Genomic DNA, 21,495 nt, shown 5'->3' with positions numbered 1-21,495 from the left:
AAGCTTTTATCGGCGTCTCGCAAAGTGATACGAGTGGACTTGCCCTGCGGTTCGAGAATTCGAGAAAAGGTCTTTTGTTATCTAAAAAACTTTTGTTTTTCAGATGCTTGATCGATTGTGGTTTTAAAGAAGCGCCGATGACTGCTTGAATTTGCGCCGCTGACACAGCTTTTCCATCGACCGCCCGCGATATGCGGGCGGACGTTCGCCGGAAGTTTCGTGGAGCGCTGCATCCTCTTAAGGCAGCCGAAAGAACTCAAATATCGTTGCGCGGTATGCGAAGCAGCTGACCCGGGAAGATGACGTTCGGATCGCTCAGAATATGCCGGTTGGCTTCAAAAATCGGCTGGAAGTTCGAATTGCCGTATTGCTGCTGCGCGATCTGGCTCAGCGTGTCTCCTGATTGAACCGTGTAAGGCTGCCAGCCGCCATATCCGGGCAGGATCTTCGGGCCAAAGAGCACCGGGATGACAACCGACGGGCCGTTCTCGTTGCCCGTATCGTCGGCAAGCGTCAGGAACAGCCGGTTAAGCTGGAAGCTGTTGGTATCAGGAATTGCAATCGACGCCTGAAACTGCCGGAGCCCAAGCGAGCCGACATTTGTGAAAGACGTGTATTCATCATGGCCTTCCGAAACGCGAATGCTTAGCGTGCCTTCGAACGCGGTCGCATTGCCTGCAATCAAAATCGTTGAGCCGACAAGATCAAAAGGCTGTGGCTGCTGAATATCGAGAGTAACCGTCATTTTCAAAACCTCCCACATTGCACCGCCGGTTCATTCAGTCCGAACGACTGGCAGGCAAGGTGAAGATTACAACGCTATCGTGGATGATTCATAGGTACAACTTATGAATATGCTCTTTAATCACGTCATTTCTGTTGAATTTTTGAAGTCGGATTCGAAATAGTGTTGAATAATTGGTTTTATTTTTTCCAGATGTGTTTTGATTTCAAATCCTTTTTTTGATTTGCCGCTACGGCATCTTCTGGTTGTTTGCTAAGTTGAATCTTTGAGCGTCGTGACATGTTGTTGTCATGCATAAAATTTGATCATAGACTTATTCTGTTATTTGTTTGTTTTGAAGGTTGCTTCATTGGCTGAGATCGCTGTTCTCATGTCTGATTTCCTGCTGTTCGACTTGCAAAAGGGTGAGCCGGTAGGTGACCAGGCGAGAGAGCTGGCAAGACACAGCAAAACCTATAACGCGCATTCGAATTTCAGTCTTGCAACGCCCAACTCCGATACGGGCAACAGTTATTTTGTATCGTTTTTTGTGGACGAACGGGCCGGTGAATTTGCCGAAAAAATAAGGGAAATCGACGGAGTTTTATCTGTCGTGATGAAGCCTGAATTGGGGCTTCCATAATACTGCCGGTCAGTCCGTCCTCCAGACAGGAGGAAATCCAATGGCCAGGAAGACCAGGAAAGTTACTGCAGCGCCATCACGTCAGCCGGAGCTCATTGCTGTCGCCAAACCCGATGTGGGTCTGCGCATGGCCGGCGCTTCGCTTCGTTCCCTGGGCGGGACGAAAACGACGAAGGCGGAGAAGGCGCTGAAAAAGCACAATTGCGTCGCCGCGCCTTTATTCGGTCCATCGGAAGAACGGGTGGAGGCAGCTGTTGCCGCTCATGCACCTCACGCCATGGCACCGCTTGAAAACCTCTCGGGCTTTTACAAACTGACCGCACCGGACGCGGACCTAGAAGATCTGCAGAAAGAGCTGCTCGATAACGATCTGTTCGAAGGTGTCTACATAAAGCCACCGGTGGAACTGCCCGAAGAAGCGAAGGGTGTCGAAGCCGCGATGAATGAAATGGTCGCGCTTTCGGATGTTCCGCCACCGGCAACGCCAAATTTTGTCGCACGTCAGATTTACCTGGACCCGGCACCTGCCGGCGTCGACGCGCGCTGGGCGTGGAACCAGGCTGGTGGCCGCGGTGCCGGAATTCACATTACCGATATCGAGGGAGCATGGCGGTTCAGCCATGAAGACCTGACCGAGCGGCAGGGCGGTGTCGTGGGAGGTGTCGAATTCAACGATGTGAGCTGGCGCAATCACGGCACCGCGGTTCTCGGTGAATATGGCGGTGATGTTAATCCCTTTGGCGTCACCGGAATTTCTCCGGATGCGATCTGCACGGCGGTTTCGCACCGGACACTCGGTTCCGCTGGCGCAATCAATCACGCCGCAGCCAGGCTTAATGCCGGGGATATTCTACTTCTGGAAATGCACCGGCCCGGTCCCAGGCACAATTTTCGTCTAAGGCCCGATCAGCGTGGTTACATCGCCGTCGAATGGTGGCCTGACGATTTTGCTGCCATTCTCAATGCCTCCAGGCGCGGCATTATCGTCGTGGAGGCGGCCGGAAACGGAGCTGAAGATCTCGATGATGCGCTGTATGAAACGCCAGGGTTCGGTTTTCCGGCGGGCTGGACCAACCCGTTCAGACGGGCGAACCGGGATTCGGGTGCCATCGTCGTCGGCGCGGGCGCGCCGCCTCCTGGAACGCACGGGCGGACCCATGGACCTGACAGATCCCGGCTGGGGTTTTCGAATTACGGCGCCTTGGTCGACGCACAGGGTTGGGGCCGCGAGGTCACGACCTGCGGCTATGGCGATTTGCAGGGCGGCGGCGATGAGGACCTCTGGTACACGGATACGTTCTCCGGGACCTCGAGCGCGTCACCGATCGTCACGGGTGCACTGGCCTGCGTGCAGGGTATGGCGCGCGCGCGTAACAGGCCTGTTTTCACGCCGGATGAATTGCGCAATGGGCTTCGGACAACCGGTTCGCCGCAGCAGGATGCGCCCGGACGCCCGGCCACGCAGCGTATCGGTAACCGTCCCGATATCCCCGCGCTCGCAGGTGCGCTCTTCGGCGTAGGCGGAAACAGACGTTCGACCGCGTTCCGGCGCGAAGTTGAAAGATGGCGGCCGCTGGAGGTCCGCGCGTTCATCGACATTAGCCCGCAGCTGGTCGGAGCCCATTCGACGCTTGCCTTGCAGCAGGCACTCGTATCCGCCCAGCCCGTGCAGGCGAATGCGGACGGTATCCTATCGAAAATGGCAATCATGTTCCGCGTGTCTTCGCTCGCAGGGCAGGCGATCGAGATTGCGGGACCGGTGGGCGGCTCGCGCTACCGCTGGTGGGGCAGCATCGCGGCGGACGGGCTCGGCAGGCTTTACGTCGATGAGGGCTATTCCTCGACAGGCAGCGACAATTTCGATCTTATTGCCGAGATCCGGGGCATTGATACGCGATTTGCCTTTGATATGACAGCGCAGCAGTATCGGCCGGTTTGAACTACCCGCGTGGGCTATTTGTTGCCCTCGTAAAGTTCACGAAACGTCGTTTCGAAAAAAAGAACGAAGGGACCTGCCGTCTGGCAGGTCTTTTCATTTCGCTATGGTTCCGTTACACGCTTCACCAGCAATTTCTCGAACCTGGGCGCTCCAATGAACGACATTGCCAACAGCACCGATACCGATGTTCCGGCGCTTCTTCGGGGCGCGCCATCCAGCGTGGAGTTCAAGAAATTGCGCAAGCGGCTGTTGCGTCAGGCGCGCGAGGCAATCAGTGACTTCGGCATGCTGCCCGAGAACATCTCGAACGACAAAAGACCAAAATGGCTGGTCTGCCTGTCCGGCGGCAAGGACAGCTACACGCTACTGGCCGTACTGGTTGAACTGAAATGGCGGGGTTTGCTGCCGGTTGATCTCATCGCCTGCAATCTGGACCAGGCGCAGCCAGGTTTCCCGACCGACATCTTGCCAAGGTTCTTCGAGGATAACGGGATCGAGCACATCATTGTGCGCGAGGACACCTATTCCATCGTGACCGACAAGATCCCGGAGCACCGGACCTATTGTTCGCTGTGTTCACGGCTGCGGCGCGGAATTCTCTACAGGATCGCCCGCGAGCAGGGTTGCGAAGCTATCGTGCTCGGCCATCACAGGGACGACATCCTGGAAACCTTCTTCATGAACCTGTTCCACGGCGGACGGCTGGCGTCCATGCCGCCGAAGCTGATCAATGATGAAGGCGATCTGCTCGTGTTGCGGCCACTTGCGTATGCGGCCGAAAGCGATATCGCACGCTTTTCAAACGGCATGCGGTTTCCGATCATTCCCTGCAACCTTTGCGGCTCGCAGGACGGACTGCAGCGCGAGGAAGTCAAACGCATGCTTCAGGGTTGGGAAAAGGAAACGCCGGGCCGGCTTGGCGTTATGGCCAGGGCGCTCGGACATACCCGGCCGTCCCATCTGCTCGACCGTTCGCTCTACGATTTCACCAATCTTCGGCCCGCAGAGAGCCCTGCAGATGCTTCAGGCGGGGAAGCGGAAGAGCCCTGCGGCGCAAGCCTCGCCATGACGGCGAAACTGTTTGCAACAGAGTGAGCACGGCCTTCGACCAAGCGTCGATCTAACCCTGCGGGGTCGATCTTGCGAATGATTGTTTCATTCGCTTTTGTCGTCTGCGGTGAACAACTGTCTCAACCAGGCCTCTACCACACGCGCGGCTGGTTTTTGAGGCCCGGCGTTTTCTCTGTGCAGCAGGTAGTGGCTCTGGCGTGACGGTATTCTCGTTTCAAACGGGATTGCAAGTCGGCCGGTCGCAGCGAGCCTTATGGCGATCCGTTCGAGGACGAGGGCGACGCCGCCTCGCGCAGCCGCGAGTTCAACGGCGGCCAGTGAGGTGTCGACGGTGACACTGGCAGACCTTGATGGTGTTCCAAGCCCGAGCTCCTCAAAGTAACGCCTCCAATGATCATCAAAGCCAAGTGTATGAATTCTACTTTTTTCAATTAGATCGGATGGTTTCTTCAATTCTTTTATGAGATCAGAATGACACACGGGAACGACGAATTCCGACCCGAGTGCCTCAGAGCGCACATTCGGCCAAATTCCAGTTCCGAGGCGGATTTCGAGGTCAATTCCGGTCTCCAAAACAGTGTCAGCCCAAATCGCAGAAAGCAGTCGGAGGTCGAGACCTGGATGATCCTGCTGAAACGCGGGAAGAGCAGGGGCAATGATCAAAACGCTTTCGGAAATTGGCGCACGAATCGTGACCGAACCGGACGTCCGGTTACCGAAAAGACCTGCCGTTGAAACAGCCAGATCCTGCAATGCCTTTCGAACGGCGGGCAAATAGGCTTGCCCGCTGGCTGTGAGAGCCACCTTGCGTGTTGTGCGCTCCAATAGCTGGTGCCCAAGCTGACTTTCCAGTGAGCTGATGTGATTGCTGACAGCAGCCTGTGTCAGCCCAAGTTCCTGCCCGGCAGCGGTAAAGCTTCCAAGACGACTGGCGGCCTCGAAGCTTCGGAGCCAGAGCAGGTTGGGAAGTGTCTGCATAACTCTAATTGATAAAAAAAATCGAGGAATGTCTATAGATTATATCGTTTCTCTTCTTTTTCTCTGCGGCGCAGACTGTTGCATGCAATCAACTGCGCTTCTGGGAGGAGCTTTAAATGCATATCGGCTTTATCGGGCTTGGAAATGTCGGAGGAAAACTTGCTGGCAGTGTCCTTCGAAATGGCCATGCCTTAAGTGTTCTGGATCTCGACTGGACCCTTATGGAGACCTTCGTTTCCAGGGGAGCCGAACGCGGCGAAAGCCCCAGCCAGCTTGCATCGAGCTGTGATGTCGTGGTGACCTGTCTGCCAAGTCCTGCCGCTTGTGCGGCAGTCGTTGAAGGTCCCGGTGGGATCCTTGAAGGAATTGGCCCGGGCACCATCTGGGCGGAAATGTCTACCACCGACGCAAACGAAACGCGGCGCCTTGCTGATCAAGTCATAGCCCGAGGCGCGGAAGCGATCGAGTGTCCCGTTTCGGGCGGGTGCCACCGGGCAGCGACCGGGAACATCTCCATTTTTGCCGGATGTACGCGAGAAACCTTTGAAAAAGCGCTGCCGTTGCTCACAGTGCTTGGACGGCGCGTGCTCCATACTGGCGATATCGGGTCGGCATCTATCCTCAAGGTGGTCACGAACTACCTCGCCACGGCAAATCTTGTGTCGCTTGCAGAAGCCCTGGTCACGTGCAAAGCAGCGGGCATTGATCTCAGTACCTCTTATGAAGCAATCCGCATTTCGTCAGGCAATTCCTTCGTCCATGAAACCGAAAGCCAGGTGATCTTGAACGGGTCGCGCGATATCTCCTTCACGATGGATCTTGTTGCCAAGGACATCGGTTTGTTTCAAGCAATTGCAGAGGCACATGACGTGCCACTAGACGTATCGCCGCTGCTGAACAGCCTCTTTGCCGACGCGATCAAACGATATGGTTCACGCGAGCTCTCTCCGAACATCATTCGCCGTCTTGAGGAGGCGACCGGGCTCGACGTTCGGGCACCTGGATTCCCTCCGGAAATGCTTGACGACGAGCCCGAAGAAGCCGGATATGAGGTTGTGCCGAATCGTGGCGCAACATTTGGGCAGGATTTTCGGAAAGCAGCGGGCTGATGATTGAAAAGCGGCAATTCTATATCGGTGGCACCTGGGTAGATCCGGTTACCTCCCGGGATCTGGAGGTGATCGATCCGGCGACCGAAGCGGCTGTTGCCGTGATATCTCTTGGAAGCGCTGCTGATGTCGATTTGGCCGTTGAGGCTGCAAAGGCTGCCTTTGCATTCTGGTCGGAAGTGAGTGTCGACGAACGCGCCGGTTTGCTGCAAAGGGTGATCGAAATTTACGAGCGCCGGTCTGGTGAGATGGACGAAGCGATCCGTCTTGAGATGGGAGCGCCTGTCGACTTTGCGCGCACGCAACAAACGCCGTCTGGTGTCGGGCATCTTCAGGCAACGCTCGAAGCACTGAAGGCACACGCATTTGAGCGTCCTAGCCCCCGGGGCGGAAGTTTGCTGCGCCACGAACCCATTGGCGTTTGCGGACTGATCACGCCCTGGAACTGGCCGATCAATCAGATCACCGCCAAGGTTGCACCGGCTCTGGCCGCCGGGTGCACAATGGTCCTAAAGCCGAGTGAAATCGCTCCGCTTTCCGGTTTGCTGTTTGCAGAGATGCTGCATGAGGCTGGATGCCCGGCTGGGGTTTTCAATCTGGTCAATGGCGACGGTCCGGGCGTTGGGGCCGCAATGTCCGCGCATCCGGATATCGACATGATGTCGTTCACCGGATCCACCCGTGCTGGGGTTGCCGTCTTGCAAAGCGCGGCGCCGACAGTGAAGCGCGTCGCGTTGGAGCTTGGCGGCAAATCCGCGAACCTCATCTTTGCCGACGCCGATCTTGAGACGGCAGTCCGGTTTTCGCTTGAAAGCTGCTTTTCCAATACGGGGCAGTCCTGCGACGCCCCCACGCGGCTGCTCGTTGAAAACAGTGTCTACGAGCAAGTCGTTGCACTGGCAGAAACAGTTGCGCCCGACACAAAGGTCGGCAACCCGCAGAACGCAGGGGACCATATCGGGCCGGTGATCTCCGAACTGCAGTTTGAGCGCATCCAGGGTCACATCGAAAGGGGCGTTGCAGACGGCGCCCGGGTCGTTGCCGGCGGACCAGGCAAACCCGAAGGATTTGAAACGGGTTATTTCGTCAAGCCGACCGTTTTTGCAGATGTCACGAACCAGATGTCCATTGCGCGGAACGAGATTTTTGGTCCGGTACTCGTCATGATCCCGTTTAAAACCGAGGACGAGGCCATTTCCATGGCCAATGATACGCCTTATGGCCTCGCGGCATACATCCAGACTGGCGATCCGGAGCGCGCTAAACGCGTTTCCAGAAAACTGCGCGCGGGCAGCGTTTACATTAATGGGGCAAGTCCGGATTGGGATGTACCATTCGGCGGCTATAAACAATCCGGTAACGGCCGTGAATATGGTGAATTCGGCCTGGAGGATTTCCTGGAACTGAAAGCAATCACCGGGTGAAGTTGCCGTAAAGTTGAGCAATTCTTTTTTGCTACTTTCAGAAAGTGTATCCGTTCTTTCCGAAAGATTTCTATCCTAGCGCCGAAAGAGTATGTATTAATACTTATACAAGTATTTGTTGTCCGGCGTGCAGTTTTTATATCAAGGGTAGTTTTTTTTGACATGTCGCGCAAAAACATGTTCCGATTGATAACTTTCTCTAACGGATTAATATCTCAGAAATATTTCTGCGTCTAATAACGAAGTCAAGATTTCCGAAGGGGAATAAATGTATTGAGAGAAATTTGCGATACAATTATTGATTGTATTCCATGTTTCGATCAATTTATTCGCAATTTATTCTCGTTTCGCAGCTTCTATTCTTTGATTTGCTGAGAGCCTTCGGTGTCTGGACGGTTGATTTCGTTGTGGGGGCAAAGATGTCTAGAGATGTACTTGTTACAGGTGTTGAGCAATTCTTCGGTGAAGACGAGCTTATTGTCAGCAAAACAGACCTGAAGGGTCGAATTACCTACTGCAACGACGTCTTTTTGAGAATTGCGGGCTACACCGAAAAGGAATGCGTCGGCCATCCGCACAGCATTATTCGACATCCCGAAATGCCGCGTTGTGTTTTTGATCTGCTCTGGGAATTCATTCAGGGCGGGCGTGAAATTTTCGCTTACGTCAAGAACCGGTGCAAGAACGGCGATCACTATTGGGTTCAGGCACATGTAACTCCTAGCCGGGACCGGTCCGGCACGATCCTGGGATACCATTCGAACCGCCGTGTACCGGATCGCGACATTCTGGAAAGCGCAATTTTTCCGCTCTATGACGACCTGCTCAAAGAAGAACAGCGTCATGGAAATCGAAAGGAAGGCCTGCAAGCCTCCAAGCAGCTGATTGATGATTTCCTTTGCAGAAAAGGCATCGCCTATGACGAGTTCATAGCCCGCCTTTGATCCACACTGGTCTGTATCCCTTTCAATTTTTCCATACCCGTTGAGGACGTCATGCTTGGAAACAACAAATCGGCTGTCAACAAGGCCCTTGAAATTGTCGAACGCGTTGCGGAAGGTGATTTTGAAGCCCGTGTCCTGAATATCACCGAAACCGGAGATGCCGGACGGCTCCTTCACGCGATCAACCGGATGATCGACCGCACGGACGCCTATGTGCGCGAAACCAAGGCTTCACTCGACTACGTCTCCCAAAACAAGTATTTCCGGCGCATTTCAGTCCGTGGGATGACGGGTTCATTCGGTGAGGCGAGCGATTCAATCAACCATGCAATGGAAGCAATGGAAGGCCGTGTCACCTCCTTTCGGGAGGTCGTCGGTGATTTCGAAGCGCAGATGACAAGTGTTGTTGAATCCGTCAGCGCAGCTGCGGAACAGATGCAGGTCAACGCGAAGTCGATGAACCAGACATCCACATCCATGAGCGATCAGGCGTCAGTGGTGGCCGGCCATGCCGAAGAAGCGTCTTCCAACGTCGGTTCGGTTGCGGCGGCAACAGAAGAAATGACCCAGTCCGTCAACGAGATCAATCAGCAGGTCAACCAGTCCGCCAAGATCGCGAGTGAGGCAGTAGATGAAGTCGAGCAGGCGAACAAAGGGATAACCGGCTTGTCCGACGCATCGGAAAAGATCGGCGAAGTGGTTTCGCTGATCACCGATATAGCCAATCAGACTAACCTTCTGGCTTTGAACGCGACCATCGAAGCGGCCCGCGCCGGTGAAATGGGCAAAGGCTTTGCCGTTGTCGCCGCAGAAGTCAAGGAACTGGCAAGCCAGACAGCCAAGGCGACCGAAGAGATCGGTCTGCAGATCAAGGAGATCCAGTCCTCCAGTGGCCAGGCGGTCGACTTTATCCGTTCAATTGGCGGAACAATTTCCAAGGTGAACGAAATTGCGGCGGCGATTTCAGCAGCTGTCGAAGAGCAGGGAGCTGCCACGTCAGAGATTGCCCGGAACATCAACCAGGCGTCCAGCGGGGCGATGGAAGTCAGCTCAAATATTGGCTCCATCAGCGCCATGGCGAACGAAACGCTTGACGGGACAGCTCAGGTCCTGAGCGCCGCAGACGAATTGCAGGAAAAAGGCAACGTTCTAAGGAGCGAGGTCGGCGCATTCCTGGAGCAGGTGCGTCAGGTCGTGTAACAACCGGGGCTCGATCAAGACTGCGCTGAAGGCACTGACATGCGGCGCAATGCCGCCATCCAACTCGGCCGCATCCACGTAAGCATTCTGTTGTTTACCTTGGACGGTCTCCATGCGCACGCCAGATACCAGACCAAATGATCATCCGCCGCGACGGACGAGACGGACCCGGCTTCGCGATTGCCAGGTGACGGACGTGGGTTTTGCCGATGAATAGCCAACCCATCGGCGTCATCGGTGCAGGCGTTGCAGGCTTGTCCTGCGCGCAGCTGCTCAAGAAGAGCGGTCATAGCCCCTTGGTCCTTGAAAAGAGCAGAGGCATAGGCGGGCGCCTGGCAACACGCCGAACCGATCTAGGTTTTCAGTTCGATCACGGTGCCCAGTTCATAACGGCGCAAACGTCCGGTTTTGACGCGCTTCTGGAGCAGCTGACACGAACCGGTGCGGCAGGCGAGTGGCCTGTACAGGATCGTGCGGTGACCGTGGGCGTGCCTTCGATGAATGCCGTTGCGAAGGAGATCGGCGCAGGGCTCGATATCCGGCGAAACACATTGGTCACGTCCATTTCAGAAACGGGCAACGGTTGGCGACTCGCTACAGATGGCTCGGAGATCTTTTGCGAGCACCTCGTCATTACCGTACCTCAACCCCAGGCGCTGACACTTCTGGGTGCAGGCAATCCGCTCTCGAGGGAGATTTCCCACGCCCGCATGTCGCCTTGCTGGACATTGATGGCTGCATTTTCCGAAGCTTCTGAGCGAATAGCCACCGAATTCACGAACCGCTTTGTCCCCAACAACCCGCTTACCTGGATTGCCCTCAACAGTTCCAAGCCGGGTCGGCAAGACGTGAATTGTTGGGTTGCCCAGGCGGATGCGGACTGGAGCGCGGACAACCTGGAAAGTGATCCGGAAGAGATCAAGACAGAAATGCTCTTCCTCCTTTGCGATGAACTCGGGCTCGCGCCCTCCAGCGTGCGATACGCCTCCGCTCATCGATGGCGCTTTGCAAACGTTGAGACGCCACTTGGCAAACCGTTTGTCCGCAACAGTGCCGGGACGCTCTATCTTGGCGGGGACTGGTGTCTGGACGCATGTGTCGAGGCTGCATGGCAGAGTGGCGTTGCGATAGCGGAAAATCTGTTGGAGCACCTCGATGCCTCTTGATCCGCGCATAGCCGGGGTTACCCGCTTGATCCAGGGAGCGATGAAGCCGGCACCCGGCACCAAGCGTGTTCTTCTGGCTGTGCTTTATGGCGCAATCTGCCATTTCGTCTTTGCTGCCGCAGTGCTGTGCATGATCACAGCAATGTTTTTTGGCATGAGCAAAAGCCTTGGAGCAGTGCCATGGCCCTGGGCAGCCGCAGCAAATCTGCTGCTGTTGTTGCAGTTCCCACTAATCCATTCCGCGTTGTTGACACAAAGGGGCCGCCACCTTTTGCGGCGTCTCATTCCGGGTTCTCATGGGGCAACTCTTTCAACGACGACTTATGCAACGATCGCCTCCCTTCAGCTCATTGCCTTGTTCGGTTTCTGGACACCGTCCGGGATAGTCTGGTGGCAGGCGGAAGGATCGGTGTTCTGGCTTCTGTGCGCGGTTTATGCATCGACCTGGATTTTGCTGATGAAGGCCAGTTTCGATGCCGGGCTTGAAGTGCAGTCCGGCGCACTTGGTTGGATGTCACTGCTGGCGGGAGCAAAACCCGTCTATCCCGACATGCCGGTGAGGGGGCTCTTCCGGGTCGTGCGCCAGCCAATTTATGCAGCCTTTGCCCTGACTCTCTGGACCGTTCCGGTTTGGACGCCGGACCAACTGGCGCTTGCGCTCGCGTTGTCAGGTTATTGCCTTGCAGCCCCGCTTTTGAAGGAGAAACGGTTCCATGTTGCGTTCGGCGATCGCTTTCAGGCCTATCGTGCTGAGGTGCCCTACATGATCCCGGGGGTGAGCGTAAAAACCGGTCACAAGAACGCTGGAATGGATCCGGAGGCAGTGCCGTCCGCAGGGTCTTCGAAGCGAAGGGAGAACCAATGATGGAGACGGTTGCGCTGCTGGTGTCAGCACTGCTCTTTGGTGGAATGGTGCTGTACGCGTTTGGATTTGCCGCATTCGTGTTTTCAGCCTTGCCCCCGGAGGTCGCAAGCCCGACGATCCGGAGAGCGTTTCCTTTCTTTTATCTGTTTGTCTTTTTCGCGTCAGCGATCGCCGCGATTTGCCTCGCCTTGATCAATGCGGTCTCAGCGGGCATTTTGGCCGCAATCGCTCTTTCGACCGTGCCAACACGGCAAATACTCATGCCGGCGATCAATCACGCATCCGACGCGAATAACAAAGCGCGTTTCAAGCTGCTTCATAGCCTTTCAGTCATCGTGACCCTCGCTCACATTGCAGCTGCAGCTTATGTCCTGACGAGGTTCATATGACGTTCGAGTTTCCAGAGCTTGAGATCGAAAACGTTCAAGACTATCCAAGGCCACCAATCGTGGAAGCGGTTCCGCAAAGGATACGAATAGAGCTTTCGAAGCTCACGATCGTCGACACAGTCAATGCGGTGCGCGTTCTTGAAACACATCACCCGCCCACATACTACATTCCGCTTTCAGACGTTGATTGTGACCTTGTTCCCGTGCCCGGGACCAGCTTCTGCGAATGGAAGGGAAATGCGCGGTATTTCGATGTAAAAGCCGGATCCATCTCCGCGTCCCGCGCGGCATGGTCCTACGAGAAACCGGTGCCGTCCTTTTCCAGTATCAGAGACTGTCTCGCGTTTTATGCGACCAAAATGGATGCGTGTTTTGTTGGCGACGCGCGCGTTGATCCCCAAGCCGGTACGTTTTATGGCGGCTGGATTACACCAAACCTTCGCGGGATGCCCAAAGGCGCTCCGGGTACGGAATTCTGGTGATCTTGGTGGCCGTACAAGCGCGCCAAGACCTCAGCATATCCCGCCATTTGAAAGACGTTTTCTGAGACAAGGATATCGGCGTTTGGACAGAATCGTTGGATCAGACGCCGTCAAAGCAAAAACAACCTGCATGGTCTGCTCCGCAACAAGGCACTGGACCTGTCGCGAAAATAGCGCGACGGTATCGCAAATTGTTCGGGAGGAACTGCATGCGGGACCTGCGTATCTGCTTCGTCGGTGACAGTTATATTAACGGGACCGGCGACGAGCGCTGCCTTGGCTGGATCGGGCGCCTATGCGAAAGGCGTTTCGCTTGGGACTATCGGTTGTCGTTTTATGATCTGGGAATTCGCGGCGAAACCACACCGGAAATCCGGTTGCGCTGGAAACAGGAAAGCGATGTCCGTTTCCAGGAGGGAGCCGATAATCGGGTCGTACTCCAGTTCGGTATGAACGATATTGCCGAAGTTACCGACAAGGGCCGGCAGGTTGAGGAAGACGTTTCCATTTCCGAGGCCGAAGCGCTCGTAAGTGAAGTCTCTGCGTTGTATCCGACCTTGTGGGTTGGTTTGCCCCCGGCAAATGAAGCCTGTTCACCGATGCAGCCGAGCGAAGGACTGGAAGTCTCCTTTACCCAGCGCAGAGGCCAAGAGCTCAATGAACGCTTCAAGGCCGTGGCGGAGGCTCTCTCCATTCCCTATCTCGACCTGCAAACACCACTGCTTGCCAACCGCGACTACATGAGCAGCCTTACCCGGGGCGACAAGATGCATTGCGATGGTACCGGATACGCCATGATTGCCAATCTGGTCGACAACTGGAGCGCCTGGGACGCCTGGTTCAAAGACTGACAATGGCAGCGACCGGCGGTGAATTCGGATTTCGCGCAAGGCGTCAAGGCTGGACAGCTTCTTTTCGCTCACCTATCTGTTCGCCATGACCATACGTGTGCAACAGACATCAAATGACTACGGAATAGTGGTTGAACCGTTGTCGGGGGAGGTGACTGCCTGGCGGGACGGGAAGCTGCTCGCACGCTCGTCAAGGGCAAGGGTCATGTATGAAACCCGATTGCCACCTGTCGTTTATTTTCCGTCTGAGGACATTGTTGCCCAGCTGGTTGCTGCGCCCGATCACAAGACGTTTTGCCCCTTCAAGGGAACGGCTTCCTACAGGCATGTCCAAGTGGAGGGGGAGGTGCTCAATTATGGCGCCTGGCACTATCCCAATGCGCTCCCGGAAGGACAGGCCGTCGACGGCTTCTTTGCATTCATGCCGAGCGTTGCGACGCGGATAGAGCATCAGGGCGCTGAAATTGAGGATATGCCGACCGGCAACATCTCGGGCCCGGTCGTCGATTGGCTGCTGCGTGAGGCGTGGCTGGCGAAGACACCACAGGATTTGCTTGCCGCACTGGGAAAGAAACTCGTTGAAGACGGTGTTGCCGTCAGCCGAATGAGCATTCTCATCTGGTCGCTTCACCCGATGATCGCGGGCCACAACTGCATCTGGCAGCGCGACGAAGACGAGGTGACCAGCCGATACCCGTCCTATGAGCTTCTCGACAGTCCGGTCTTCAAGGAAAGCCCTTTTCAGCACGTTGCTGAAGGGCTTGGCGGTGTTCGCCAGAAACTCGATACCAATCCGGACGAGTTCAACTTCCCGATCATGGAAGACCTGAAGGAACAGGGTGTCACCGACTATGTGGCAATGCCACTCCCGTTTTCCGATGGACGGATCAATGTTCTTACATTGGCTTCAGATCATCCCAACGGTTTCACGACGGCAAATCTCGGGCTGATTTTCGAATGCTCCGCGCTGATTAGCCGTTTGTTCGAGGTCTTTGCGCTGACGTCCAACGCGACATCGCTTCTTGAGACGTATCTTGGAAAACGCACCGGTGCACGTGTGCTGGGGGGAGAGATCCGGCGCGGTGATGGCGACGTTATAGACGCGGCAATCCTGTTCTGCGACCTGCGCCACTCCACACGCCTTGAATCCGAACTCGGGCGCGACGACTATGTCGCCGTCTTGAACAGGTTTTTCGAAACCGCGACGGAAATTGTCAACGCGCATGAAGGTGAGGTGCTGAAGTTTATCGGCGATGCCGTGCTTGCGATTTTCCCGGCAGGAACCGGACACGATCATGCCTGTCGGCAGGCGGTTGAAAGTGCGAATGAAATCGTGCGAATGCTGGCAATCCCTGACGAAAACCTGAATGACCTGACGCTCACCTGCGCCATAGGTATCGCCTATGGCGATGTGACCTATGGCAATGTCGGGTCAAAGGAAAGGCTTGATTTCACCGTGATTGGCAGCGCGGCCAATATTGCCGCAAGGCTTGGCGAACATGGCAAGATTCATGGCAGGGAAATAGTCGCGTCAGATGAGGTGGCAGGTCATATCAGCTTTGCAGTAGAGAGCCTCGGTAGCTTGACACTGCATAACGTTGCGGAACCCGTCGAAGCGTTCGCGATTATCGCGGAAAATGGCGATGGCCGTGACGGAGACTGAGCGTTTTCAGCGAACCGTGTTTTCGCCCAGGAAACCGCCCATTGGCTGATTGCGGACGAGGATGACGAGGCCGGCTTTGCTCGGCTCGGATCCGTTTTCCGCAACGCCGCCGTAATTTGCACAAAGATCCTCTGCGCTTCTGCTTTGCGTCGGCGTGAACATCGTAATCGCCTGACAGTCGATGCGCCGTAGTTCGCTATCCGTCGAAGGGCTGCCGGACACGGCTATTCCAAGGCCTGCCAAAGCCAGTACAAAAGTGGAGGTGGTTGCAACAGCAAACTTGTTCATTGTCCCCGGTCCCATTTCCTGACCCGTCGTTGTGCCGGGTCCCGTGATATGGTCGGAGAATGGCGGAACGCACCTGTACTTACTCTGACATCCGCATTCACCTAGCGTTCATACTAGGTGATTCGTTTGAATTTTCCGAGCGATCGCCCAAATTCGGCCCGATTTGATTCGAGTTAACGTTGGATAAAGTACAATCCTGGGTGGTTTTGGCGCTTGGAGTCGCTGTCTTTCGCGCTGAGAACGGCGAGTGGTGCAGCCAGAAAGGATCTTGTGGTCGGCTGTCAATGTTGAATGGACATTCATTTCAGTGCAGCCGACAGCGCAAAAAAGGGCGGAAGATCCGCCCCTTAGCCTGGTCGTTTCAGAAACTGATTCAGTTCATGCAGGCTGTTGCGCCGTTTCGACACCCTTGTCGGTGAGAAGGCCCTGCAGTTCCTGATTCTGGAACATCTCACGGATGATATCGCAGCCACCGACGAACTCGCCCTTTACATAGAGCTGCGGTATTGTCGGCCAGTTGGTGAATTCCTTGATGCCATGGCGCAATTCATCGTCTTCCAGGACATTGATGCCTTTGTATGGGGCGCCGACATAGTCGAGTATCTGTACGACCTGGCCCGAAAATCCGCATTGCGGAAAGTTCGGCGTGCCCTTCATGAACAAAACCACATCGTTGCTGTCGACTTCGTTCTTGATCCAGTCCTGGATGCTCATGGATGTGTATCCTTGTGTTTCGCGGGCGCGAGTGTTCGGCGACCCGTACGATAAACCAGTTGTGCAAACGCTCTCCATATACGCAGTTCCATGATCAGCATGATCGTTAAAACTGAAAGGAGGAGCAAAACCATCGAATTTCCTATTGCTTCGCTTGCATATGTGTTTCAGCGCGGTGGAAGTTCAAGAGGCCGGACAAAGTGCAGGGCAATTTGTTTTGGCTGTCAGTCTCAATCCGGCGCTTTCGTTTGAAGCGCAAGGGCATGCAGGGCACCGCCCATATTCCCCTTCAGTGCCTCATAAACCATCTGGTGCTGCTGTACGCGGCTTTTGCCCCGGAAGGATTCCGAGACCACATTTGCCGCGTAGTGATCGCCGTCGCCAGCCAAATCACGGATCTCAACCTGAGCATCGGGCAGGGCCTCTTTGATCAGGGTCTCGATCTCGTTTGCGTTCATCGGCATCGTACGTCAGTCCTCATATTAAGTTCCTGAAAGGCATGCAGGTTAGCTGCCCGTCATGTAGTTCGGGAACCAATCTTCGTGCGCTTTTTGCAAGTTTGCAACGGATATGGTGAGAATGCCGTCAACAGTCAAATCGGTTCCGCCGGTTTTGCCGATTTGTTGTACCTCGATCCCGGCGTCCAGAACGTCTTCCAGAACTGCGTCCAGCTTGTCTTCGGCGACGGTCAGCACATAGCGGCCCTGGTCTTCACCGAAGAGCGCCGCATGCGCGGGGCCGTCGACTTCAACCGTCGCACCGATGCCGCTCGCGATAGCCATTTCCGCAAGGGCCACGCCAAGGCCTCCGGATGAAATGTCGTGGACACTGCTGAGCCGCGCTGCGCCTATCAACTGGCGCACGATGGTGCCACGGCGCTTTTCCGCTGCAAGATCGACGGGAGGAGGAGCCCCTTCCTCGCGGCCGAGCACGTCAGCAAGGTATTGTGTGGCTCCGAGATGTTTGCCGTGCCCGCCGATCAAAAGAATGGCGTCGCCTTCGTTGGCAAAGGCCGCGCCTGCGCGAACCGTGACATCCGGCAACAGGCCGACGCCGCCAATGGCGGGGGTCGGCAGGATCGCTTCACCATGTGTCTCGTTGTACAGTGAGACGTTGCCGGAAACGATCGGGAAATCGAGCGCGCTGCAAGCTTCGCCGATACCTTTGATGCACCCGACAAACTGCCCCATGATGTCGGGCTTTTCCGGGTTGCCGAAGTTGAGATTGTCGGTCGCAGCAAGCGGTTCGGAGCCGACAGCGGTCAGGTTACGCCAGACCTCGGCGACAGCCTGTTTACCACCTTCATAAGGGTCGGCTTCGCAATACCGCGGCGTGACATCCACGGAAAACGACAGCCCCTTGCGCGTTCCTGAAACACGGATGACGCCCGCGTCTCCGCCAGGTGTTGCCGCGCTGTTGCCCTGGATCAGCGTGTCGTACTGCTCGTAAACCCAGCGGCGGGAAGACCCGTTTGCGCTGCCGATGAGTGTCTTTAGCGCCTCGGCGTAGTCGCCTGGTTCTTCGACGTCCGATGCGGCGAGTACGGCCTGCTTTACCGGTTCATTCCAGGGGCGGTCATACTCGGGTGCTTCGTCGCCGAGTTCCTTGATTGGCAGATCCGCGACCACATCGCCCTGATGCCTGACGACGAAACGCAGCGTGTCAGTCGTAACGCCGACGATCGCAAAGTCGAGCCCCCATTTGCGGAAGATGGCCTCAGCTTCCTGCTCCATCTCCGGGCGCAGAACCATCAGCATGCGTTCCTGGCTCTCGGAGAGCATCATCTCATAGGCGCTCATGCGCTCCTCGCGCACCGGTACCTTGTCGAGATCAAGATCGATACCCAGGTCGCCCTTTGCTCCCATTTCAACGGCGGAACAGGTGAGGCCGGCTGCACCCATGTCCTGGATGGCAATGACGGCGCCCGTTTCCATGAGTTCCAGGCAGGCTTCCAACAGGCACTTTTCGGTGAAGGGGTCCCCGACTTGCACGGTCGGACGCTTTTCTTCGATCGTATCGTCAAACTCGGCAGAGGCCATGGTTGCGCCACCGACGCCGTCCCGGCCGGTCTTGGCGCCAAGATAGACAACCGGCAGACCGACGCCTTCCGCCTTGGACAGGAAAATCGCGTCCGAATTCGCAAGGCCTGCTGCAAAGGCGTTTACAAGACAGTTGCCGTTGTAGCGTGCGTGGAATTCGACTTCGCCGCCGACTGTCGGAACGCCAAAGGAATTGCCGTAACCGCCGACACCGGACACGACGCCCGAGACGAGGTGGCGCGTGCGCGGATGCTCAGGTTCACCGAATCGCAAGGCGTTCATGGCAGCGACGGGGCGCGCGCCCATAGTGAAAACATCGCGCAGAATACCCCCCACACCCGTCGCAGCGCCCTGATAGGGCTCGATGTAGGACGGGTGATTGTGACTTTCCATTTTGAAGACCACTGCCTGGCCGTCGCCGATATCGACGACACCTGCATTTTCACCCGGACCCTGGAGCACGCGTGGGCCCTCGGTCGGCAAGGTTTTGAGCCACTTTTTTGATGATTTGTACGAGCAGTGCTCGTTCCACATGGCTGAGAAAATGCCGAGCTCGGTAAAGGATGGCTCTCGGCCGATCAGGTCCAGGATGCGTTCGTATTCGTCCGGCTTAAGACCGTGGGACGCAATCAGGTCGGGCGTGATCTTGATGTCGTTCGGGATCATGTCGTTCCAGTGTTCTGTGGCCGCCGTCTGTGGGTCGGGCAGCCGCGGTCGCGCAATGTTGCCGCCGTTTAGCAGATTGCGTCCGGAAAAGGGAGGGGAACGAACAAACTTTGTTTCCGGCCGGCTTACATCGAGAGCCGCCAGAAACAAAACCCTGGTTCAACTAGGCATGAGACGAACGAAAGCGGCCTCAGATACGCTTGGCAACGCGTGACTGAAGCTTCAGCGTCACCTGTTGCCAGTCCCGCATCTGGCCTTCAAGCCGTCTGATTTCCTTGTCCTTGAAAGAACTTTCCTGTCGAAGTTCTTGCACGGTGTGTTCAAGTTTCATGATCCGGAGCAGTAACCGTTCGGCTGTCAGCTCCTTGGTCGTATCAGTATGATTTTCTACTTGCATGGCGAAACTGCGCTTATTCGAATTTGTACCTTGAGAATTAAGTATTTTCTTAAATACAACAATTACGTCATCATTTAATTCCATGGCTGTACACTATTTTACTTTAGGTGAGATTTGATATAAAGACTTCTGAACAACTTCGCGTAGAGTAATGGGTTGTGATGGGATTGTAAAGAAAAACAGTGACAAAATAACTAAAAGTTTAAACGATCGTTAACGTACAGTCCGTTGACGCGCAATGCGTCCTTTGAGCGCGGATCCCGTCGCAATGTTTCGGCAAATGATCACGGTTGAAGCGCGGACGTTCTCCAGAATGCTCAGGGTTGCAAAGAAGGCTTGGGTCGCTTTGCCTCACATACGATCGCGGCCATAAGGGCACCTCACTCGAAACTGTCGTAACCGGCACCGCTGTCGTTGAGCAGGTTCCTCAGGACTTCAAGCCCCTTGATTGTCTCCTCACGGGTGAGGGGATTGGTAACGCCGACACGGACATGGTGATAAACCCTTCCGGAGCGGCCTGACTTGAACTCGTCTTCATCGTCGATCAGCGTGTGAAAAGCAGCGGCTGCCGCCTTAAAGGTCCCGGACAGCCAGGGCTCTGGAACCTTGAGCCAGAAAAACGGCGCGTCCTTCGCAGAGACGTGCTCGAACGGACCGATATATTGTTGAACGAGTTCGTGGCGGGCCGCGATCTCGTTGAGCACTCGCTCACGCAAGGTCTCAGCAATGCCGCCCAGCACGAGGCGGGCAGACAGTTCAGACAGCAGGAAGGATACGCCGCCTGTGAGCATTTTATGAGCTGTGTAGATACGCTGTGCGTGAGAATTCGGGCTTGAGACCCAGCCGCCGCGCACGCCCGCTGTAACCGCTTTGGAAAGTGAGCCCACATGAAACGTGCGCTCAGGCGCAAGTTCGGCGAACGGTGCAATGTCCGTGGTGCGAAGGGACCCGTAAACTTCGTCTTCGATAATCCAGAGATTGTGCCGGCGTGCGACTTCCACCAGATCGGAGCGCCTTTGAGCACCCATCAGTCTGGTCGTTGGATTGTGCATTGTCGGCATGACAAACAGAATCTTCGGATGCCGCTGGGCACAAACACGCGCAAGGTCGTCCGGGAGAGGGCCTTCATCGTCGCTTTGTATTTGAACAGGTCTGCGCCCTGAAAGCGCTGAGCCGCGCGCTATGGAGCTATAAGTGAGATCTTCGAAGGCAACCTGGTCGCCTGGCGCTGTTGTTGCCGAGATAATTGACATAATCCCGGCCTGAGCACCGGTCGTTGGAACAATAGACCCCAAATCCGGATGCCACGTGCCGCGTGATAGCCAGATGCGCCCCGCCTGCCGCCAGCTATCAGGCACGGATCGTGTGTAGCTTGCGATGTCATAGGGACAGTCATCGGTGATTTTTGCCGTCAGATCGCGAATGGCCTGCGCTTGACCGACATCCGGTGCAGATGTGCTGTCGAAACGGATGGCTTCGGGCGCGGGAACCGTAATGCGTGTGCCGGAAAACGCGACGTCTTTGGGGGCCTTCATGGCGCCCTGGACCCAGGACATCCCGGTCGTAGCCGATTGACCAGCGCCCGCGCTCCCGGGTCGTGTACTCTTGTCCGGAGACCCGAAGCGATCGTCGAGGGACTCGCCAGCGTTGGTGCCAAGCACATAGGTGCCCCGTCCAACCTCGCCGCTGACAAGCCCACGTTGCCTGATAACCGCGTAGGCGCGGCCAATGGTGCCTACGGTGACGCCGAGATCATAAGCAAGGTCGCGTTGTGGCGGCAGTTTCGTGCCGGCTGGCAGCTTTCCTGTCGCGATGTCCTCTCCGATGCAATCGGCGAGCCGAATGTATATGGGGGCTTGTCCCTCAGGTATGTTTGGGAGCCAATTTGTCATGGTGACAATTTAGTATATTGCACCCCAGAAAGAGTCAATTCATATAATTGG

General features: G+C 55.9%; 21 protein-coding genes. 13 read left to right on the top strand and 8 right to left on the bottom strand.

All coding sequences use genetic code 11. The annotated features are described in order from the left end of the window. Nucleotides 1-256: 256 nt before the first annotated feature. Nucleotides 257-745 carry a LysM peptidoglycan-binding domain-containing protein gene (locus tag ABVF61_RS03000; protein WP_353992043.1) on the bottom strand — a complete coding sequence of 163 codons (489 nt, stop codon included), beginning with the start codon at nt 743-745 and terminating at the stop codon, nt 257-259. Between the two features lie 349 nt (nt 746-1,094). On the opposite strand from ABVF61_RS03000, the gene ABVF61_RS02995 reads away from it, so the two are divergent. The 3 genes from ABVF61_RS02995 (at nt 1,095) to ttcA (ending at nt 4,401) form a co-directional block, all read left to right on the top strand. Then, nucleotides 1,095-1,367, top strand: a complete 273-nt coding sequence (locus ABVF61_RS02995) for a hypothetical protein (RefSeq protein WP_353992042.1) — start codon at nt 1,095-1,097, stop codon at nt 1,365-1,367. A 40-nt stretch (nt 1,368-1,407) separates the two neighbouring features. Beyond that, nucleotides 1,408-3,306 (top strand): S8 family peptidase, encoded by a 1,899-nt coding sequence (locus tag ABVF61_RS02990; RefSeq protein ID WP_353992041.1) that lies wholly within the window; start codon nt 1,408-1,410, stop codon nt 3,304-3,306. 153 nt (nt 3,307-3,459) lie between these two features. Beyond that, nucleotides 3,460-4,401, top strand: a complete 942-nt coding sequence (ttcA, locus tag ABVF61_RS02985) for a tRNA 2-thiocytidine(32) synthetase TtcA (protein WP_353992040.1) — start codon at nt 3,460-3,462, stop codon at nt 4,399-4,401. A 60-nt stretch (nt 4,402-4,461) separates the two neighbouring features. On the opposite strand, the gene ABVF61_RS02980 is transcribed toward ttcA, so the two are convergent. Next, the gene (locus tag ABVF61_RS02980; protein WP_353992039.1) at nt 4,462-5,355 is read right to left on the bottom strand and encodes a LysR substrate-binding domain-containing protein; all 894 of its coding nucleotides are present in this window, start codon (nt 5,353-5,355) and stop codon (nt 4,462-4,464) included. Nucleotides 5,356-5,471: 116 nt separating this feature from the next. Here ABVF61_RS02980 and ABVF61_RS02975 point away from each other — a divergent pair, with 116 nt between their 5' ends. From ABVF61_RS02975 to ABVF61_RS02930, 10 genes are all read left to right on the top strand, one after another. After that, a complete protein-coding gene (locus ABVF61_RS02975) occupies nt 5,472-6,464 on the top strand; it encodes an NAD(P)-dependent oxidoreductase (protein ID WP_353992038.1) in 993 nt (330 codons plus the stop codon). Further along, nucleotides 6,464-7,888 carry an aldehyde dehydrogenase family protein gene (locus ABVF61_RS02970; protein WP_353992037.1) on the top strand — a complete coding sequence of 475 codons (1,425 nt, stop codon included), beginning with the start codon at nt 6,464-6,466 and terminating at the stop codon, nt 7,886-7,888. Before ABVF61_RS02975 ends, ABVF61_RS02970 begins: the two co-directional genes overlap by 1 nt. A 419-nt stretch (nt 7,889-8,307) precedes the next feature. After that, nucleotides 8,308-8,832 carry a PAS domain-containing protein gene (locus tag ABVF61_RS02965; RefSeq protein ID WP_353992036.1) on the top strand — a complete coding sequence of 175 codons (525 nt, stop codon included), beginning with the start codon at nt 8,308-8,310 and terminating at the stop codon, nt 8,830-8,832. A 51-nt stretch (nt 8,833-8,883) separates the two neighbouring features. Further along, nucleotides 8,884-10,032: a methyl-accepting chemotaxis protein gene (locus tag ABVF61_RS02960; RefSeq protein ID WP_353992035.1), complete on the top strand. Its 1,149-nt coding sequence runs from the start codon at nt 8,884-8,886 to the stop codon at nt 10,030-10,032. Nucleotides 10,033-10,241: 209 nt separating this feature from the next. Continuing rightward, nucleotides 10,242-11,198: an NAD(P)/FAD-dependent oxidoreductase gene (locus ABVF61_RS02955; protein ID WP_353992034.1), complete on the top strand. Its 957-nt coding sequence runs from the start codon at nt 10,242-10,244 to the stop codon at nt 11,196-11,198. Further along, a complete protein-coding gene (locus tag ABVF61_RS02950; RefSeq protein ID WP_353992033.1) occupies nt 11,188-12,063 on the top strand; it encodes a methyltransferase family protein in 876 nt (291 codons plus the stop codon). The genes ABVF61_RS02955 and ABVF61_RS02950 overlap by 11 nt, the downstream gene beginning before the upstream one ends. Beyond that, the gene (locus ABVF61_RS02945; protein ID WP_353992032.1) at nt 12,060-12,452 is read left to right on the top strand and encodes a DUF4149 domain-containing protein; all 393 of its coding nucleotides are present in this window, start codon (nt 12,060-12,062) and stop codon (nt 12,450-12,452) included. Before ABVF61_RS02950 ends, ABVF61_RS02945 begins: the two co-directional genes overlap by 4 nt. Beyond that, the gene (locus ABVF61_RS02940; protein ID WP_353992031.1) at nt 12,449-12,934 is read left to right on the top strand and encodes a DUF427 domain-containing protein; all 486 of its coding nucleotides are present in this window, start codon (nt 12,449-12,451) and stop codon (nt 12,932-12,934) included. Before ABVF61_RS02945 ends, ABVF61_RS02940 begins: the two co-directional genes overlap by 4 nt. A 209-nt stretch (nt 12,935-13,143) precedes the next feature. After that, nucleotides 13,144-13,785, top strand: a complete 642-nt coding sequence (locus ABVF61_RS02935) for a GDSL-type esterase/lipase family protein (RefSeq protein WP_353992030.1) — start codon at nt 13,144-13,146, stop codon at nt 13,783-13,785. An 85-nt stretch (nt 13,786-13,870) separates the two neighbouring features. Further along, nucleotides 13,871-15,448, top strand: a complete 1,578-nt coding sequence (locus ABVF61_RS02930; RefSeq protein ID WP_353992029.1) for a DUF427 domain-containing protein — start codon at nt 13,871-13,873, stop codon at nt 15,446-15,448. A 6-nt stretch (nt 15,449-15,454) separates the two neighbouring features. Here the strand turns inward: ABVF61_RS02930 and ABVF61_RS02925 are convergent, their stop codons facing one another. The 6 genes from ABVF61_RS02925 to ABVF61_RS02900 form a co-directional block, all read right to left on the bottom strand. Then, the gene (locus tag ABVF61_RS02925; protein WP_353992028.1) at nt 15,455-15,736 is read right to left on the bottom strand and encodes an antitermination protein; all 282 of its coding nucleotides are present in this window, start codon (nt 15,734-15,736) and stop codon (nt 15,455-15,457) included. Between the two features lie 378 nt (nt 15,737-16,114). After that, nucleotides 16,115-16,450, bottom strand: coding sequence for a Grx4 family monothiol glutaredoxin (gene grxD, locus ABVF61_RS02920; RefSeq protein WP_353992027.1), 336 nt, complete (start codon nt 16,448-16,450; stop codon nt 16,115-16,117). A gap of 230 nt (nt 16,451-16,680) precedes the next feature. Beyond that, nucleotides 16,681-16,914, bottom strand: a complete 234-nt coding sequence (locus tag ABVF61_RS02915) for a BolA family protein (RefSeq protein ID WP_008196307.1) — start codon at nt 16,912-16,914, stop codon at nt 16,681-16,683. Between the two features lie 42 nt (nt 16,915-16,956). Further along, nucleotides 16,957-19,155, bottom strand: a complete 2,199-nt coding sequence (gene purL / locus ABVF61_RS02910) for a phosphoribosylformylglycinamidine synthase subunit PurL (RefSeq protein ID WP_353992026.1) — start codon at nt 19,153-19,155, stop codon at nt 16,957-16,959. 190 nt (nt 19,156-19,345) lie between these two features. Beyond that, entirely contained in the window at nt 19,346-19,552 is a 207-nt protein-coding gene (locus ABVF61_RS02905) for a hypothetical protein (RefSeq protein ID WP_353992025.1), read from the bottom strand. Nucleotides 19,553-19,932: 380 nt separating this feature from the next. Next, on the bottom strand, nt 19,933-21,444 hold the full coding sequence (locus ABVF61_RS02900) for an aminotransferase-like domain-containing protein (RefSeq protein ID WP_353992024.1): 1,512 nt from the start codon (nt 21,442-21,444) through the stop codon (nt 19,933-19,935). Between the last annotated feature and the right edge of the window lie 51 nt (nt 21,445-21,495).

This window comes from Roseibium sp. HPY-6 (genome assembly GCF_040530035.1).
In the GTDB taxonomy this organism is placed as follows: Bacteria; Pseudomonadota; Alphaproteobacteria; order Rhizobiales; family Stappiaceae; genus Roseibium.
This window is presented reverse-complemented; position numbering and strand designations above follow the sequence as displayed.